At 71.7% G+C, this 17799-nt stretch carries 15 protein-coding genes; 10 read left to right on the plus strand and 5 right to left on the minus strand.

The window, feature by feature from the left end; all coding sequences use genetic code 11:
* Window positions 1-68 precede the first annotated feature (68 nt).
* Entirely contained in the window at window positions 69-1142 is a 1074-nt protein-coding gene (locus tag GTY67_RS05845; RefSeq protein ID WP_237502555.1) for an SCO1860 family LAETG-anchored protein, read from the minus strand.
* A gap of 303 nt (window positions 1143-1445) precedes the next feature.
* Window positions 1446-2522, minus strand: a complete 1077-nt coding sequence (locus GTY67_RS05850; RefSeq protein WP_161279964.1) for an amidohydrolase family protein — start codon at window positions 2520-2522, stop codon at window positions 1446-1448.
* Between the two features lie 112 nt (window positions 2523-2634).
* Between GTY67_RS05850 and GTY67_RS05855 the strand changes: the two genes are divergently transcribed.
* The 6 genes from GTY67_RS05855 (at window position 2635) to GTY67_RS05880 (ending at window position 8521) form a co-directional block, all read left to right on the plus strand.
* The gene (locus GTY67_RS05855; protein WP_161277998.1) at window positions 2635-3741 is read left to right on the plus strand and encodes an aminotransferase class V-fold PLP-dependent enzyme; all 1107 of its coding nucleotides are present in this window, start codon (window positions 2635-2637) and stop codon (window positions 3739-3741) included.
* A gap of 308 nt (window positions 3742-4049) precedes the next feature.
* The gene (gene ectA, locus GTY67_RS05860) at window positions 4050-4580 is read left to right on the plus strand and encodes a diaminobutyrate acetyltransferase (RefSeq protein ID WP_093688284.1); all 531 of its coding nucleotides are present in this window, start codon (window positions 4050-4052) and stop codon (window positions 4578-4580) included.
* Window positions 4581-4765: 185 nt separating this feature from the next.
* Window positions 4766-6028 (plus strand): diaminobutyrate--2-oxoglutarate transaminase, encoded by a 1263-nt coding sequence (ectB, locus tag GTY67_RS05865; protein ID WP_161277999.1) that lies wholly within the window; start codon window positions 4766-4768, stop codon window positions 6026-6028.
* 85 nt (window positions 6029-6113) lie between these two features.
* Complete coding sequence (locus GTY67_RS05870) at window positions 6114-6512, plus strand: ectoine synthase (protein ID WP_018488170.1); 399 nt, start codon at window positions 6114-6116, stop codon at window positions 6510-6512.
* 5 nt (window positions 6513-6517) lie between these two features.
* The gene (gene thpD / locus GTY67_RS05875; RefSeq protein ID WP_161278000.1) at window positions 6518-7411 is read left to right on the plus strand and encodes an ectoine hydroxylase; all 894 of its coding nucleotides are present in this window, start codon (window positions 6518-6520) and stop codon (window positions 7409-7411) included.
* Between the two features lie 102 nt (window positions 7412-7513).
* Window positions 7514-8521 (plus strand): VOC family protein, encoded by a 1008-nt coding sequence (locus GTY67_RS05880; protein WP_161278001.1) that lies wholly within the window; start codon window positions 7514-7516, stop codon window positions 8519-8521.
* Window positions 8522-8529: 8 nt separating this feature from the next.
* Here the strand turns inward: GTY67_RS05880 and GTY67_RS05885 are convergent, their stop codons facing one another.
* Complete coding sequence (locus GTY67_RS05885) at window positions 8530-10098, minus strand: glycosyl hydrolase 53 family protein (RefSeq protein ID WP_161278002.1); 1569 nt, start codon at window positions 10096-10098, stop codon at window positions 8530-8532.
* A gap of 38 nt (window positions 10099-10136) precedes the next feature.
* On the minus strand, window positions 10137-12158 hold the full coding sequence (locus GTY67_RS05890) for a beta-galactosidase (protein WP_161279965.1): 2022 nt from the start codon (window positions 12156-12158) through the stop codon (window positions 10137-10139).
* A 213-nt stretch (window positions 12159-12371) separates the two neighbouring features.
* On the opposite strand from GTY67_RS05890, the gene GTY67_RS05895 reads away from it, so the two are divergent.
* From GTY67_RS05895 to GTY67_RS05910, 4 genes are all read left to right on the plus strand, one after another.
* A complete protein-coding gene (locus tag GTY67_RS05895; protein WP_161278003.1) occupies window positions 12372-13691 on the plus strand; it encodes an extracellular solute-binding protein in 1320 nt (439 codons plus the stop codon).
* Window positions 13692-13759: 68 nt separating this feature from the next.
* Window positions 13760-14680, plus strand: coding sequence for a sugar ABC transporter permease (locus GTY67_RS05900; RefSeq protein WP_161279966.1), 921 nt, complete (start codon window positions 13760-13762; stop codon window positions 14678-14680).
* A gap of 2 nt (window positions 14681-14682) precedes the next feature.
* Window positions 14683-15588 carry a carbohydrate ABC transporter permease gene (locus tag GTY67_RS05905; RefSeq protein ID WP_161278004.1) on the plus strand — a complete coding sequence of 302 codons (906 nt, stop codon included), beginning with the start codon at window positions 14683-14685 and terminating at the stop codon, window positions 15586-15588.
* A 45-nt stretch (window positions 15589-15633) separates the two neighbouring features.
* Complete coding sequence (locus tag GTY67_RS05910) at window positions 15634-16668, plus strand: LacI family DNA-binding transcriptional regulator (RefSeq protein ID WP_161278005.1); 1035 nt, start codon at window positions 15634-15636, stop codon at window positions 16666-16668.
* Between the two features lie 18 nt (window positions 16669-16686).
* Here the strand turns inward: GTY67_RS05910 and GTY67_RS05915 are convergent, their stop codons facing one another.
* Complete coding sequence (locus tag GTY67_RS05915) at window positions 16687-17760, minus strand: alkene reductase (protein WP_093688302.1); 1074 nt, start codon at window positions 17758-17760, stop codon at window positions 16687-16689.
* Window positions 17761-17799: the final 39 nt, after the last annotated feature.

A 17799-nucleotide genomic window follows, 5' to 3' on the forward strand; every position in this document is an offset into this window, starting at 1 on the left:
GGGCCCGGCCCGTGGGGCGGCGTTCCGTCGTACGGACGCCGCCCCACGGTCCCGTCTCCGCGCGCGGATCAGGCCTGGCTGCCGCCGCTCCGCCGCCGTGCGATCACCGTGGCGCCCGCGCCGATCGCCAGCAGCAGGGCCGCGCCGCCCGCGAGGTACGGGGTGGAGGAGCTGCCGCCGGTCTCGGCGAGGTTGGCCGTGGTGGGGGCCTTGCCGGAGTCGGAGCCGGTCTGCGGCTTCACATCGGAGCCGCCATCGCCCTGGTCACCGCCGGTGGAACCGCCGTCCGAACCGCCCGAGTCACCGCCGCTGGAGCCGCCGGTGTCACCGCCGCCGGTGGAACCGCCGGAGCCGCCCGTGGAACTGCCGCCCGTGTCGCCCCCCGTCGACCCGCCGTTGCTGCCGCCCGGCTCCTCGGGCGTCTTGGGCCCCTTCGGGGTCTCGCAGGTCGCCTCGGCCAGGGTGACCTCGCCGTTCACCTCGGCCACGTTGAGATTGAGCGGGTTGACCGAGACCTTCAGCTGGAGTGCCGTCGCTGCGGCCGTACGCGAGGTGGTCTCGGTCTTCGACAGGTCGAGGCTCACCTCGCCGACGCCCGGCACCACCACCCGGGTCGGGCCGCCCGCGGAGAGCGTCACCTTCTTGCCGAGCACCTTGACGTGGCCGAGCACGTTCGATTCGGCGACGGGCTGCTTGCCGGTCTCGCAGAGCGCCTTGGAGGTCACCTTCTCGACCTCGATGAGCGAGAGCAGGGGCAGTCCGGGCACATGGACCCGGGCCTTGGCCAGGTTGGTGTAGCCCTCGGCCTTGTGCTCGTCCACGGTGGCGTTGGCGGTGGCCACGTCGGCGCGCAGGATGCTGACCGGCTTTCCGCCCTCGACACCGTCCAGGTTCACCGAGAGCGCGGTCTTCTCGGCGCTGGCCGGCGCCTGCACCTCGTTGAGCGTGACCTTGAGGGGCACCTGGACGGACTTGTTGAGGAGCGAGACGTCGAGTCCGGTACGGAGCACGACCGCGCTCGCCTTGCCCTCGCCGCCGGTGGCGGGCGTCGCCGGGGCTGCCTGCGCGGGGACGGCGACAAACAGGGCGACGGGAGCGGTGGCGACCGCCAGGGCAGCGAGACGGAAGGTGTTGCTGTTCAAGATGGTGGAACCCCCACAAGAGACATGGAGCCACCGGCACAGTCCAATGGGGGACATCGCCTGTGCCGGTGGCCTCGACTCCGTGAATCTTTACGCACTGAGGGTGAACTGGCGGACACCTGACGTGAGTTCACCCCAAAGGGGGGTTTTCGCGCGTATATTCGAATCTTTCGGCACGCGCGTTCCCTCCCGCCTCACTCCGTCACCCGTTTCACACCGTGTCCGCCGAGGCGCATCGGCGAGCGGAGGTAGCTCAACGAGCCGGGGGCCGCATCCGTCACTGCCCGTCAACCCGGCACAACCTCAGCCGATGACCCGCCCGTTCAGCACGATGTGGCGCGGCCCGCCCAGCACCCGGACATCCGCGCGCGGGTCCTCGTCGTACACGACCAAATCCGCCGGAGCCCCTTCCTCCAGCCCCGGCCGCCCCAGCCAGCTCCTGGCTCCCCACGCGGTGGCGGAGAGGGCCTCCAGCGGCGGGATGCCCGCCTTCACCAGTTCGGCGACCTCGCCCGCGACCAGGCCGTGCGCCAGCGAACCGCCCGCGTCGGTGCCGACGTAGACCGGGACGCCCGCGTCGTACGCCGCGCGCACGGTGTCGTAGCGGCGCTCGTACAGCTGCCGCATATGGGCCGACCAGCGGGGGAACTTGGCCTCGCCGCCCGCCGCGAGGTCGGGGAACGTGGCGATGTTGACCAGCGTCGGGACGATCGCGACGCCGCGCTCGGCGAAGAGCGGGATCGTCTCCTCGGTGAGGCCGGTGGCGTGTTCGATGCAGTCGATGCCCGCCTCGACCAGGTCCCGCAGCGCGGCCTCGGCGAAGCAGTGCGCGGTGACCCGGGCGCCCAGCCGGTGCGCCTCCGCGATGGCCGCCTCGACCTCGCCGCGCGGCCAGCAGGCGGTCAGGTCGCCCGCGTCCCGGTCGATCCAGTCCCCCACCAGCTTGACCCAGCCGTCGCCGCGCCGGGCCTCCCGGGCGACGTACGCGACGAGGTCGCCGGGCTCGATCTCATGGGCGTAGTTGCGGATGTAGCGGCGGGTCCTGGCGATGTGGCGGCCGGCCCTGATGATCTTCGGCAGGTCCTCGCGGTCGTCGATCCAGCGGGTGTCGGAGGGCGATCCGGCGTCCCGGATGAGCAGGGTCCCGGCCTCCCGGTCGGTGAGCGCCTGCTTCTCGGCGGTCGCCGCGTCGACCGGGCCGTGCCGGTCCAGGCCCACATGGCAGTGCGCGTCGACGAGGCCGGGCAGCGCCCAGCCCGTGACCGTCTCCGCGCGGTCCGCGCCCGGCGGCCGCTCGTAGGTGATCCGCCCGTCGACGGCCCACAGTTCCTCGCGCACCTCGTCCGGGCCGACGAGGACCCGACCCTTCACCCGCAGCACCCGCTGCCCGTCCCGACCGCTCACCTGATCACTCATAGGCGGCACTGTACGAGGCCCTCGGTAGGCTGCTGGAGCCTGTCGACCGCCGACCGAACCCGAAGAGAGCCCCACCGTGACGCACCCCTTCCTCGACCTCCCCCCGCTGACCGCCGCGCACTTCGCGGCCATCGAGAGGCGGGTGGCCGCGCTCCTCGCCACCGAGCAGGACGTCGTCATCACGCAGGGCGAGGCGCTGCTGCCGCTGGAGGGCTGCATCCGCGGCGGCGCCCGGCCCGGTTCGACCGCGCTGAACGTGGTCACGGGCCCGTACGGGCAGACCTTCGGCAACTGGCTGCGGGACTGCGGCGCCCAGGTCGTCGACCTCACCGTGCCCTTCCACACCGCCGTGACGGCCGCCCAGGTCGCCGAGGCGCTCGCCGAGCACCCGGAGATCGGCTTCGTCTCCCTGGTGCACGCGGAGGCGGCGACCGGCAACACCAACCCGGTCGCGGAGATCGGTGAGGTGGTCCGGGCGCACGGGGCGCTGTTCATGCTGGACGCGGTCGCCTCGGTGGCCGCCGAGCCGCTGCTGCCGGACGCCTGGGGCGTGGACCTGTGCGTGATCGGCGCGCAGAAGGCGATGGGCGGCCCGGCCGGGGTGTCGGCGGTCTCGGTGAGCGGGCGGGCCTGGGAGCGGATCGCCGCCAACCCGGCCGCCCCGCGCCGCTCGTACCTCTCGCTGCTGGACTGGAAGGAGCGCTGGATCGACGCGGGCCGCAAGGCGCTGCCGCACGCTCCGGCGCAGCTGGAGATGCTGGGTCTGGAGGCGTGCCTGGAGCGGATCGAGGAGGACGGCCTGGACGACGTGATGGCCCGCCATGCCGCGGCCGCGGCGGCGACCCGGGTGGGCGCGGTGGCGCTGGGCGGCGGTCTGGAGCCGTACGTCCACGAGGCGCGGGACGCCGCTCCGGTGGCCACGACGCTGCGCGTCCCGGCGGGGACCGACGCCTCGGCGCTGGTCGCGCGGGCACTGGAGCTGGAGCACACGCTGCCGCTCGTCGCGGGCGGCGGGGCGCTCTCCAAGGAGATGATCCGGGTCAATCATTACGGTGCGGATGCGACGCGGAACGCGGTGCTGTCCTCGCTCGCGGCTCTGGGGGCGGCGCTGGCCGCTACGGGCCGGCAGGTCGACTTCGAGGCTGCCCGTCGCGCGGTGACGGAAACCTCTCCGGGCCTCTGATATTCATAATGCGGGGAGCTGCTTTATCGAAAGCAGCTCCCCGCATTCTTCTGCCCGCTTTCCCTCCCGCTAAACGCGGAAGTTTTTTCGGGGCTCGAACTTCATGATTCGGACACGTCTCAGAGGAGTTACAACCCTGTGACCGACTCCACACGAGCGGCGTTATGCCCGAAAAATTCGGGACAAAGAGTGCGAAATCGTACCCGGATTCGGGCGGATCTCGCGCACGCCTGATAACACATGGAGGCGCTCCACCCAACCCTCTGCCTCGATGCAATTTAGAAATTTGCTGGGTAAATTCAATTCGCATGACCGCCGCACCAGCAGATTTTGCCCGTGCCCGAAGCGAATTCCTGAGTATCGACACGCCGCGAGTGGAGGACGGAGCCGCGATCTGGCGCATCGCCCGCGACTCCCAGGTCCTGGACCTGAACTCCTCGTACAGCTACCTGCTGTGGTGTCGTGACTTCGCCGCGACGTCCGTCGTCGCCCGTGACGAGGAGGGCGAGCCGATCGCCTTCGTCACCGGCTACATCCGGCCCGACCGCCCCGAGACCCTCGTCGTCTGGCAGGTGGCCGTCGACCAGGCACATCGCGGCAAGGGACTGGCCGCCACCCTGCTGGACGCGCTGACCGCCCGGGTCGCCGCCGACCAGGGGCTCTCCTGTGTCGAGACGACGATCACCCCGGACAACACCGCGTCCGACCGGCTGTTCACGTCCTACGCCCAGCGGCACGACGTAGCCCTGGAGCAGGAGGTCCTCTTCGACGGGGGGCTGTTCCCCGAGGGGACGCACCTGCCGGAGGTCCTGTACCGGATAGGCCCGTTCGCCGGCTGAGGCGCCCGACCCATCCGAGCAGCCCCGTGAGCCACCCGTTCACGGCCCGGCGTACCTGACCCGTACGTCCGGTCCCCCACGACTTTTCGCGCCGGCCGACCATCCGGCGCGGTCCCGGCCGCCTCCGTGCGGCAGGGAGCACCGACCACATCGCCCGTCACACCCCCTCACGCAGGAGATCCGCTGTGACCATCACCCCGCCCGCACTGAGCGTCTTCGAGACCCTGGAGTCGGAGGTCCGTAGCTACTGCCGCGGCTGGCCCGCCGTGTTCGACCGGGCCCAGGGCGCCCGGCTGACCGACGAGGACGGCCACACCTACCTGGACTTCTTCGCCGGGGCCGGCTCGCTCAACTACGGCCACAACAACCCGGTGCTGAAACGAGCGCTGATCGACTACATCGAGCGCGACGGCATCACCCACGGCCTGGACATGGCGACCACCGCCAAGCGCGCCTTCCTGGAGACGTTCCAGAACGTCATCCTGCGCCCGCGCGACCTCCCGTACAAGGTCATGTTCCCCGGCCCGACGGGCACCAACGCCGTCGAGTCGGCCCTGAAGCTGGCCCGCAAGGTCAAGGGCCGCGAGTCGGTCGTCTCGTTCACCAACGCCTTCCACGGCATGTCGCTGGGCTCGCTCGCCGTCACCGGCAACGCGTTCAAGCGGGCCGGCGCCGGCATCCCGCTGGTGCACGGCACGCCGATGCCGTTCGACAACTACTTCGACGGCACCGTCCCGGACTTCCTGTGGTTCGAGCGGCTCCTCGAGGACCAGGGCTCCGGGCTGAACAAGCCCGCCGCCGTGATCGTGGAGACGGTCCAGGGCGAGGGCGGCATCAACGTGGCCCGCGCCGAGTGGCTGCGCGCGCTCCAGGAGCTGTGCCACCGCCAGGACATGCTGCTGATCGTCGACGACATCCAGATGGGCTGCGGCCGTACCGGCGGCTTCTTCTCCTTCGAGGAGGCCGGCATCGTCCCGGACATCGTCACGCTGTCGAAGTCCATCAGCGGTTACGGCCTGCCCATGTCGCTGTGCCTGTTCAAGCCGGAGCTGGACATCTGGGAGCCGGGCGAGCACAACGGCACCTTCCGCGGCAACAACCCGGCCTTCGTGACGGCCGCCGCCGCACTCCAGGCGTACTGGGCCGACGGTCAGATGGAGAAGCAGACCCTGGCCCGCGGCGAGCAGGTGGAGCAGGCGCTGCTGGCCATCTGCGCCGAGGAGCCGACCGCGCAGTTCCGCGGCCGCGGTCTGGTCTGGGGCATGGAGTTCCAGGACCCGGCGCGCGCCTCCGCGGTCTGCGCCCGCGCCTTCGAGCTGGGGCTCCTGCTGGAGACCTCCGGCCCGCAGAGCGAGGTCGTCAAGCTGCTGCCGCCGCTGACCGTCACCCCCGACGAGCTGGACGAGGGCCTGCGCACGCTGGCCCGCTGCGTCCGCGAGACGGCCTGACCCGGCGAGTCCGGGGCAGGCGAGAAGTAAAGCCCCGGGCCTCATGGGGCCCGGGGCGGCATTCGAGAGAAAGGCACTGCTCACCGTGATCGTCCGATCGTTCAAGGACATCGAGAACACCGACCGGCATGTGAAGGCCGCGTCCGGCACCTGGGAGAGCAAGCGCATCGTGCTCGCCAAGGAGAAGGTGGGCTTCTCGCTCCACGAGACCGTGCTCTACGCGGGCACCGAGACCTCCATGTGGTACGCGAACCACATCGAGGCGGTCCTGTGCACCGAGGGCGAGGCCGAGCTCACCAACGACGAGACCGGCGAGACCCACTGGATCTCCCCCGGCACGATGTACCTGCTGGACGGGCATGAGCGGCACACCCTGCGGCCCAAGACCGACTTCCGCTGCGTGTGCGTCTTCAACCCTCCCGTCACCGGACGGGAGGACCATGACGAGAACGGTGTCTACCCACTGCTGACCGAGGAGGCCTGAACCGTATGACCACCGAAGTACGCGCCGATCTGTACCCCTCGCGCGGCGCCGCCGAGATGACCACTCCCCGCCAGGACCCGGTCATCTGGTCCGCGCCGGGCGCACCGGGCCCGATCGCCGCCAAGGATCTCCAGGGATACGAGCACGACGGCTTCCTCACCGTCGACCAGCTCATCACCCCCGACGAGGTCGCCGTCTACCGGGCGGAGCTGGACCGGCTGGTCGCCGACCCGCTGATCCGGGCCGACGAGCGCTCCATCGTGGAGAAGCAGTCGCAGAACGTGCGGTCCGTCTTCGAGGTCCACAAGATCAGCGAGGTCTTCGCCGGGCTGGTCCGCGACGAGCGGGTGGTGGGCCGCGCCCGCCAGATCCTGGGCTCGGACGTGTACGTCCACCAGTCCCGTATCAATGTGAAGCCGGGCTTCGGCGCCTCGGGCTTCTACTGGCACTCGGACTTCGAGACGTGGCACGCCGAGGACGGGCTGCCGAACATGCGGACCGTCTCCGTGTCGATCGCGCTCACCGAGAACTTCGACACCAACGGCGGGCTGATGATCATGCCCGGTTCGCACAAGTCGTTCCTCGGCTGTGCGGGCGAGACGCCGAAGGACAACTACAAGAAGTCGCTCCAGATGCAGGACGCCGGCACCCCGTCCGACGAGGCGCTGACGAAGATGGCCGACCGCCACGGCATCAAGCTCTTCACGGGCAAGGCCGGTTCGGCGACCTGGTTCGACTGCAACGCCATGCACGGTTCGGGCGACAACATCACCCCGTACGCGCGCTCCAACGTCTTCATCGTCTTCAACAGCGTGGAGAACGAGGCGCAGGAGCCGTTCGCGGCGCCGATCCGCCGCCCCGAGTTCATCGGGGCGCGGGACTTCACCCCGGTGAAGTAGCGGCACACACAAGTGTGAAGGGCCCGGGACGGTACGCCGTCCCGGGCCCTTGGCGCGTAACTCGCTGGACCCCGCCACCGGCCACCGGCCAGGGTGGCGGCCATGACTTCTCACGTACGGCACATCACCGTCGACTGTTCCGACGCCCATGCGCTCGGCACCTTCTGGTCCCAGGTGCTCGGCGCCCCGCTCGCCGCCGACGACTTCCCCGGCGACCCGGAGGCGCTGCTGGAGACCCCGGGCGCGGCGATCCTCTTCGTGCAGGGGCCCGACGCCAAGACCGCCAAGAACCGGCTCCACCTGGACGTCCAGCCGCAGGACCGCACCCGGGACGAGGAGGTGGAGCGGCTCCTCACGCTCGGCGCCACGCTGGTGGGCGACCACCGGAAACCGGACGGGCGGGGGTGGGCGACGCTGGCGGACCCCGAGGGCAACGAGTTCTGCGTGGAGTGTTCCGCCGCCGAGCGGGCCGCGCTGAGCGGGACCCGGCTGCCGGTGACGGCCGACGATGTGACGGCCGCCGTCCGGCTCGCGGTGGACACGCTGGCCGGAGCCCCGGCGGAGGGCTGGGACCAGCCCGCCGGGACGCTGGAGTGGACGTGCTGGGAGACGGTGGAGCACCTGAGCGACGATCTCTTCGCGTACGCCGTCCAGTTGGGCCCGCGTACGCCCCCGCTGGACGGCGAGGTGCCCTACCGGTGGGCCGCCGACCGGCAGGGCGGCCCGGCCAACGCGGTCTTCGCCGACCGGACGGCCGGGCCCGCCGGGCTGCTGGCGACCCTGGAGGCGAGCGGTGCGCTGCTGGCCTCGATGGCGCGGACGACCCCGCCCGAGGTGCGTTCGTACCACACCTACGGGGTCTCCGACCCGGAGGGCTTCGCCGCGATGGGCGTGGTGGAGACCCTGGTGCACACCCATGACCTGGCGGAGGGCCTGGGCCTGGAGTGGGCGCCGCCCGCCGGCCTCTGCGACCGGGTGCTGGCCCGGCTCTTCCCCGACGCCCCGGCGGGCGGCGACCGGTGGACCGTCCTGCTCTGGGCCACCGGCCGCGCCGAACTGCCGGACCACCCGCGCCGCACCGCGTGGCGGTGGAACGGGGAGCCCCGGTAGAACCCCCCTCAGCGGTGGGAGAACCAGCGGGCGGCGGGCAGCAGCGTGGTGTCGTAGCCGAACAGGGCCTGGTTCTCCCACGCGTTGCCGGAGGCCGGGTCCTGCGGGTCCCAGCCGCTGCCGCGCACGGCGGTCCAGGACGGCTCCCAGTAGACGACGCCCAGGCCGCGCCCGTTCGGGACGGCCTCCACCACGTTCATGACGTCCCGCAGGTTGGCGGCCTGCCCGGCGGGGGTGGCCGGGTAGCCCGGGGCGAGCTGGGAGGCGGTGGCGATGTTGTTCTCCAGCCCGTCGCCGTTGGCCAGGGTGTGCGCGTACGCGGTCTCGGCGACCAGGACCGGCTTGCCGTAGCGGGCGGCGGTGTCGTCCAGGTTGGTCTGGAGGGCGGAGAGCGGGCCGTGCCAGTAGCCGTAGTACGAGAGCGCCACGACGTCGAACGGGACGCGCTGGGCCACCGCGTTGTCGAACCACCAGCGGGTCCCGCCGTTGTCGCCGCCCTCGGCGAGGTGCAGCGCCACCCGCGTACCGGAGGAGACGGACTTCGCCGCGTTCGCGCCCGCGGTGAGCAGACCGGCCAGCTGCGGCCAGTTGGCGGTGGAGCCCTCGGGCCAGAGCATCCCGGCGTTGGTCTCGTTGCCGATCTGGACCATGTCGGCGGTGGTGCCCTGCGCCTTGAGGGCGTTCAGCACGTCGTACGTGTGGTCGTGGACGTCCCGCTTCAGCTGCTCGTAGCCGTGGCCCGCCCAGGCGGCGGGCTTGGTCTGGTGCCCCGGGTCGGCCCAGCGGTCGGAGTAGTGGAAGTCGATCAGGGTCTTCATCCCGAGGGCCTTGGCGCGCTTGGCCATGGCCAGGACGTGGGCCTTGTCGTTGTAGCCGTCGGCCGGGTTCACCCACACCTTGAGGCGGACGTAGTTCATGCCGGCGGCGCCCAGGATGCTCATCGCGTCACCGGTCGCGCCGCTCGCGTCGCGGTAACGGGCCCCGTACGCCTCGTTCTTCGGGAGCGTGGAGAGGTCGCCGCCCTTGACCGCCAGGCCGGTGGTGCCCGGGGTGAAGGTGATGTCGTCGAAGTTGGCCCACTGGCCCGCGCCCGCGTCGGAGTTGAGGCTGATGGTGCAGCCGCCGCCGGTGACCCGTACCGAGGTGACGACGCGGATCCAGGCGCCGTTCGCGGTGGCGGGCAGGTCGGTGCGCTGCTCGGCCGTACCGCAGTTGCGCAGGGCGATGTACGCGGCGTTCTGCCCGCCGCTGGAGCGGACCCGCGCGCTCAGGGTGTACGTGCCGTCGGTGAGGCCGGTGAGGTACTGGTAGGTCTCCACGCGGTAGGCCGAGGCCGACCAGTGGCTGAGCCGGGTCGCGCCGGTGTGGCCGCCCGGCTCGGTGAAGGAGGCGGCGGTCTGGCCGGTGGGCGAGTAGGTGGACCAGCCCGTGGTGCCGGACTCGAAGCCGGGGTTGGCGGGGGTGGTGGCGGCATGGGCGCTGGGTGCGGGGAGTGCGGCCAGCAGCAGGGCGGCGAGGAGTGTCGCGGCGGCGGCTCTGCCGCGACGGGGGTGACGGCGGTGCGCAGTTCCGTACATGGTCGATGTCCCTTCGACTGTGCGGGGGGCTTCCGGGGTCAGCTGTCCAGCCGTACGACGCGGACCGCCCCCGCCGGTACGGCGAGGTGGCCCGTGGCGGGTTCGGCGGTGAGGAGTTCGGTGCCGGGGGTGTCCAGCACCACCTTGGCGTCGGTCTCGGTGTGGTTGAGGGCGAAGAGGTACGTGCCGGTGGAGCCGGTGCGGCGGACCACCTCCACGTCGTGCGGCAGCCCGGTGCGGGGCGCGATGCGGGCGTCGGCGCAGGCCCGCTCCAGGACCGCGTCCAGGTCGGGGCCGCCGAGCCGGGTGGAGACGTACCAGGCGCTGCCCTCCCCCAGCCGGTGCCGGGTGACGGCGGGCCGGCCGGCCGGGATGCCGTCGGCGTACGACCAGATCGTCTCGGCCCCGCGCGGGATCACGACGTCCGACCAGAGGTCGCCGGTGAGGTCAGGGCCGCCGGGGGTGGTCAGGCGGACCGTGCCGCCCTCGGGGAGCGGGGCGAACTCCTCGACGGTCAGGCCGAGTACGTCGCGCAGGACGCCCGGGTACGGGCCGGGGTGGACGGCGTCGTCGGCGTCGACGATCCCGGAGAAGTACGAGACGACGAGGGTGCCGCCGCCCTCGACGTACCGGCGCAGGTTGCTCCCGGTCTCCTCGGAGGCGAGGTAGAGGGCCGGGACGACCACCAGCGGGTAGCCGGAGAGGTCGGCCTCGGGGTGGGCGAAGTCGACGGTGAGGTGGCGGTCGTACAGGGCCTCGTAGAAGGTGTCGGCGCGCTCCCGGGCGTCGTGCTCCTGGCTGGGGCGCCACTCCAGGGACTGCGCCCACCAGGACTGCCAGTCCCAGACCATGGCGGCGTCCGCGACGGTCCGGGTCCCCCGGATCCCGTCCAGCAGGCCGAGGTCGGCGCCGAGGCGGGTGACCTCGCGCCAGATCCGGGAGTCCGTCCCGGCGTGCGGCACCATCGCCGAGTGGAACTTCTCGGCGCCGCGCCGGGACTGCCGCCACTGGAAGAACATCGCACCGTCCGATCCCCTGGCCACGTGGGCGAGGCTGTTGCGGGCCATCTCGCCGGGGCGCTTGGCGGGGTTGCGGGGCTGCCAGTTGACCCCCGAGGTGGAGTGCTCCAGGAGCAGCCAGGGGGCGCCGCCCGCGACCGAGCGGGTGAGGTCGGCGGCCATGGCGAGGTTGACGTGGGTGCGGCGGCCGTCGGTGATCAGGTAGTGGTCGTTGCTGACCAGGTCGACCTCGCGGCCCCAGGCCCAGTAGTCCACGGACTCGCACTGGCTGAGCGCGGTCATGAAGTTGGTGGTGACGGGGATGCCCGGGGCGAGCCGGTGCAGGATGTCCCGCTCGGCGCGGAAGTTCTCCCGCATGGTGTCGTCGGCGAAGCGGGCGTAGTCCAGCTGCTGGGCGGGGTTGCCGACGGTCGGGGTGGTGCGGGGCGGGTCGATCTCGTCGAGGCTGCCGTACCGCTGGCCCCAGAACGCCGTGCCCCAGGCCTCGTTGACCGCCTCGACCGTGCCGTGGCGGGCGGTGAGCCAGCGGCGGAAGTGGGCGGCGCAGCTGTCGCAGTAGCAGGCGCTGACGGGGACGCCGTACTCGTTGTGGACGTGCCAGAGCGCGAGGGCCGGGTGGCTGCCGTAGCGCCGGGCGAGCTGTTCGGTGATGGCGGCGGCGGCCTCCCGGTAAGCGGCCGAGCTGTGGCAGATCGCGCCGCGCGACCCGAAGGCGTACCGGACACCGTCCCGGCCGACCGGCAGCGCCTCGGGGTGGGCCCGGTAGAACCAGGCGGGCGGGGCGACGGTGGGGGTGCCGAGGTCGGCCCGGATGCCGTGCTCGTGGAGGAGGTCCAGGAGCCGGTCCAGCCAGCCGAAGTCGTAGGCGCCGGGGGCGGGTTCGAGCAGGGCCCAGGAGAAGATCCCGACGCTGACCATGGTCACCCCGGCCTCGGCCATCAGGGCCATGTCCTCGTGCCAGACCTCCTCGGGCCACTGCTCGGGGTTGTAGTCCCCGCCGAAGGCGAGGCGGCGCAGCCCGTGCGGGGCCGTGGGAGGCAGGGCGGGAGCGGGGTGGGGCATGGGGGCTCCTGGGTCAACTTCTGGGCTACTTCTGGGAACGTGCACACCCCCTCTCGGCGGCGCTGGCCCAACATAACCGCAGAGCAACAACCATTGACAAGTGTCGGTTCGGTTTCTCTACTGTGAACGCTCACAGCGCATCCCGGCGCTGCACCCCGCGCCTCACCCGCGCCTCTCGTCAGGGGAGAACCCATGAAGTACCGCATCGTCGCGGCGTCCACGGCAGCCGTGCTCACCGCCACCGCCCTGCTCTCCGGCTGCGGTTCGCCGGACGGTGACAGCGCGGACGGCCCGTCGGCCGAGAACCCCGTCTCGCTCACCTACTGGGCCTGGGCGCCCGGCCTGGACAAGGTCGCGGACCTCTGGAACGAGGGCGAGGGCAAGGAGGCCGGGATCAAGGTCACGGTGAAGAAGCAGGCGTCCGGCGACGACCTGGTCACCAAGATCATCACGGCGGCCAAGGCGCACAAGGCCCCCGACCTGGTGCAGGCGGAGTACCAGGCACTGCCGACCCTGGTCTCCAACGACGTACTGGCCGACATCTCGAAGGAGGCGGGCGGCGCGAAGGGGCAGTTCGCGGAGGGGATCTGGCAGCAGGCGACGCTCGGTTCGGACGCCCTGTACGCGCTGCCGCAGGACTCGGGCCCGCTGATGTTCTACTACCGCAAGGACCTCTTCGCGGAGTACGGCCTGACCGTGCCGGACACCTGGGACGCGTTCGCCGAGACCGCCCGCGCGCTGAAGAAGAAGGCCCCCGACAAGGCGCTGACCACCTTCTCCTCCAACGACGCCGGGCTCTTCGCGGGCCTCGCCCAGCAGGCCGGGGCCCAGTGGTGGACCACCGGCGGCGAGAAGTGGAAGGTCGCCATCGACGACCCGGCCACCCGCAAGGTCGCCGACTTCTGGGGCTCCCTGGTGAAGGAGGGCGCGATCGACAACCAGCCCATGTACACCCCCGCCTGGAACAAGGCGCTCAACACCGGTACGCAGATCGCCTGGGTCAGCGCGGTCTGGGCGCCCGGCACGCTCACCACGGCCGCCCCCGACACCAAGGGCAAGTGGGCCATGGCGCCCCTCCCCCAGTGGACCGCCGGGCAGAACGTCACCGGCAGCTGGGGCGGCTCCTCCACCGCCGTCACCAACGACTCGCGGCACAAGAAGGCCGCCGCCGCCTTCGCCACCTGGCTGAACACCGACCCGGAGGCGGTCGCCGCCCTGGTCAGGGAGAGCGGGATCTATCCGGCCGCGACCGCCGCCCAGACCGGCGGCGCCCTGGCGCAGGCCCCCGACTACTTCGCCGGCCAGCCCGGCTTCTACACCGAGGCCGCGAAGATCGCCGCGGGCACCGCCCCGGCCGCCTGGGGCCCGAACGTCAACGTCGCGTACACCGCCTTCAAGGACCACTTCGCCTCGGCCGCCAAGCGGAAGGGCGACTTCGGCAGCGCCCTGACCGCGATGCAGGACGCCACGGTCACCGACCTGAAGAAGCAGGGCTTCGGAGTCTCCGAGTGACCCACCCACGCCGTCTCCGAGTGACCCGTCCGCGTCGTCTCCGGGTGACACGCCCGCGCCGCCTCCGGGTGACCCGTCCGCGCCGCGCGAAGGCGTACGGGGCCAGGAGCGCCCCGTACGTCTTCCTGGTCCCCGCCGCCCTGCTCTTCCTGCTCTTCTTCGCCCTGCCCATCGGCTACGCCCTGCTGCTGAGCCTGCGCCGCACCGAGGTCAAGGGGCTGGGGCTCGGCCGGGGCGCGCGGGAGGAGGTGTGGGCCGGGCTCGCCAACTACACCGACGCGCTCACCGATTCCGAGCTGCTCCACGGGGCGCTGCGCATCCTGGGGTACGGGGCGATCGTCGTCCCCGTGATGCTCGGGCTCGCCCTCCTCTTCGCGCTGCTGCTGGACAGCGACCGGGTCCGGCTGCGCGGCTTCACCCGGCTGGCGATCTTCCTGCCGTACGCCGTTCCGGGCGTGGTCGCCGCCCTGATGTGGGGCTTCCTCTATCTGCCGACGGTCAGCCCCTTCCACTACCTGCTGGACCTGGCGGGGCTGCCGCAGCCCGACCTCCTGGACGGCGGCCCGCTCTACCTGGCCCTGGCCAACATCGCCGTCTGGGGCGGCACCGGCTTCAACATGATCGTGATCTACACCGCGCTGCGGGCGATCCCGGCCGAGGTCTTCGAGGCGGCCCGGCTGGACGGCTGCTCGCCCTGGCAGATCGCGGTCCGGATCAAGATCCCGATGGTGGCGCCCTCGCTGGTGCTGACCTTCTTCTTCTCGATCATCGCCACGCTCCAGGTGTTCAGCGAGCCGACCACCCTGAAGCCGCTGACCAACTCCCTCTCCACCACGTGGAGTCCGCTGATGAAGGTCTACCAGGACGCGTTCGTCAACAACGACATCCATGCGGCCGCCGCCCAGGCGGTCATCATCGCCGCCGCCACGCTGGCCCTGTCCTTCGGCTTCCTCCGGGCGGCCAACTCCCGTACGAAGCAGGGAGCATGACCATGAGCGCCCCCGTCCTGCCGACGGCCCCGCCCCCGGCCCGGGCGCCCGCGCGTCCGGCCCACGCCCCCACCGGCCCCCGCCGCTTCCCGCTGCTGCCGACCGCCGCGCTGCTCCTCGGCGCGCTCTACTGCCTGCTGCCCGTCGCCTGGGTGCTGGTCGCCTCCACCAAGTCGGGCAGCGAGCTGTTCACCACCTTCACCTTCCTGCCCGGCACCGGCTTCGCCGACAACGTGGGCGACCTGACCGCGTACCGTGAGGGCGTCTACTGGCGGTGGATGGCCAACTCGGCGTTCTACGCGGGCGTCGGCGCGCTGCTCTCGACGGCCGTCTCCGCCGTCTCCGGGTACGCGCTGGCGATGTACCGCTTCCGGGGCCGCGAGTCCGTCTTCAACATCCTGCTGGCCGGGGTGCTGATGCCGCCGGTGATCCTCGCGGTGCCGCAGTACCTGCTGCTGGCCGAGGCGGACCTCACGGACTCGTACCTCTCGGTCCTCCTCCCGGTGATCCTCTCCCCGTACGGCGTCTACCTCGCCCGGATCTACGCGGCTGCCGCCGTGCCCGGCGATGTCGTCGAGGCGGGGCGGATGGACGGCGGCGGGGAGTGGCGGATCTTCCGGACGATCGCGCTGCCGATGATGCTGCCCGGGCTGGTGACGGTCTTCCTGTTCCAGTTCGTGGCGATCTGGAACAACTTCCTGCTGCCGTACATCATGCTCGGCGACGACGAGAAGTTCCCCGTCACGCTCGGCCTCTACACGCTGCTCCAGCAGGGCGCGACCACGCCCGCCCTCTACACCCTGGTGATCACGGGCGCCCTGCTCGCCATCGTTCCGCTGATCGCCCTGTTCCTGGTCATCCAGCGCTTCTGGAGCCTCGATCTGCTCTCCGGAGCCGTAAAGTCCTGACCGCTCCTCAACGTCAGGGCCCCGAATGATGAAAGATCATGCACCATGAGCCGCACTGAACAGACCGGCGCGGGCCGCCGCCGGCCGCCGACCATCCATGACGTGGCACGGGAGGCGGGGGTCTCCCGGGGCACGGTCTCCCGGGTCCTCAACGGCGGCCACAACGTCAGCCCCGCCGCGCTCGAAGCGGTCAACTCCGCGATCCGCAGGACCGGTTACACGGTGAACCGGCACGCCCGGTCCCTGATCACCGGCCGCTCCGACTCGGTGGCGTTCCTGCTGACCGAGCCGCAGGAGCGGTTCTTCGAGGACCCGAACTTCAACGTTCTGCTGCGGGGCTGCACGTCGGCCCTGGCCGCGCACGACATCCCGCTGCTGCTGATGATCGCGGGCACGGAGGCCGAGCGGCGCCGCAACATGCGCTACATCGCCGGCCATGTGGACGGGGTGCTGCTGGTCTCCAGCCACTCCGGCGACCCGGTCGCCGCCCAGCTGCACGAGGCGGGGATCCCGCTGGTGGCCTGCGGCAAGCCGATCGGGCAGGGCTCGAAGGTGAGTTATGTGGCGGCGGACGACCGGGACGGCGCGCGGGACATGGTGCGCTTCTTGTACGAGTCCGGGCGGCGCCGGATCGCCACGGTCAGCGGTCCGCTGGACACCCCTGGCGGGGTGGAGCGCCTGGCCGGGTACCGGGAGACGCTGGCGGAGTGCGGGCTGCCCGCCGACGAGGCGCTGATCGCCCCGGGCGACTACAGCCGGGCGGGCGGTGAGGCGGCCGCCGCCGCGCTGCTGGAGCGGGCGCCGGACCTGGACGCGGTGTTCGTCGCGTCGGACCTGATGGCACAGGGGGTGCTGGCGGCGCTGGAGCGGGCGGGGCGGCGGGTGCCCGAGGACGTCGCGGTGGGCGGGTTCGACGACTCCCCCGCAGCCGTCGCCTCCCGCCCGGCCCTGACGACGATCCGGCAGCCGTGGGACCGGATCAGCGCCGAGATGGTACGGGTGCTGCTGGCGCAGATCGGCGGGGAGGACCCGGCCGCGGTCATCCTCCCCACCGAGCTGGTACGCCGGGACTCGGCGTGAACCGGCCCGTCTGCCCCGCTACTTGACGGCGTCCAGCGCCGGGTAGTCGGTGTACCCCTTGGCGTCGCCGCCGAAGAAGGACGACGGGTCGGGGGTGTTGAAGGGGCCCCCGGCCTTGAGCCGGGCGGGGAGGTCCGGGTTGGCGAGGAAGAGCACGCCGTACGAGATCAGGTCGGCGATCCCGTCGTCGATCACGGTGTGGTCGTCCGGCCCGGTCGGCCCGTCGGAGTGCACGTTGATGAGGACGGTGCCGCTGAACGCCTTGCGCAGGGCGAGGGTCAGCTCGCGGATCGGGGCGCCCTCCAGGATGTGCAGGTAGGCGAGGCCGAGGGGTTCGATCTCCTGGACCAGCGCGGTGTAGACGGCGTCCGGGGCGGGCTCGTCGATGTCGTTGTAGACGTTCGAGGGCGAGATGCGCAGCCCGGTGCGCGCGGCACCGATCTCGGCGGCGACCGCCTTGACGACCTCCACGGCGAACCGGATGCGGCCGGTCTCCGAGCCGCCCCACTCGTCGGTGCGCAGGTTGGTGTTGGGCGCGAGGAACTGGTGGATGAGGTAGCCGTTGGCGCCGTGCAGCTCCACACCGTCGAACCCGGCCTCGATGGCGTTGCGGGAGGCGGAGACGAAGTCGGCGATGGTCTGCCGGATCTCGGCGTCGGTCAGCTCGTGCGGCACCACGAAGTCCTTGGGGCCCTCGGCGGTGTAGACCTGCCCCTCGGCCTTGACCGGGGAGGGGGCGACCGGGATGAGGCCGTCGGGGAGCAGGACCGGGTGGCCGATGCGGCCCGCGTGCATGATCTGGGCGAAGATGCGGCCGCCCTCGGCGTGGACCGCGTCGGTGACCTTGCGCCAGGAGGCGACCTGCTCGGCACTGTGCAGCCCCGGCGTGAAGGGGTAGCCCTGGCCGACGACGGAGGGCTGGATGCCCTCGGTGATGACGAGCCCCGCCGAGGCGCGCTGGGCGTAGTAGGCGGCCGTGAGCTCGGTGGCCGTACCGCCCTCGCCCGCCCGGCTCCGGGTCATCGGGGCCATCACGATGCGGTTGGCCAGCGGGGTGCCGGACAGGTCGATCGGGTCGAAGGCGGTGGTCATAAGGGCTCCCAAAAAGTATGTGGTCGACCGATCGACGGA

Source organism: Streptomyces sp. SID8374 (genome assembly GCF_009865135.1).
Classification (GTDB): domain Bacteria; phylum Actinomycetota; class Actinomycetes; order Streptomycetales; family Streptomycetaceae; genus Streptomyces.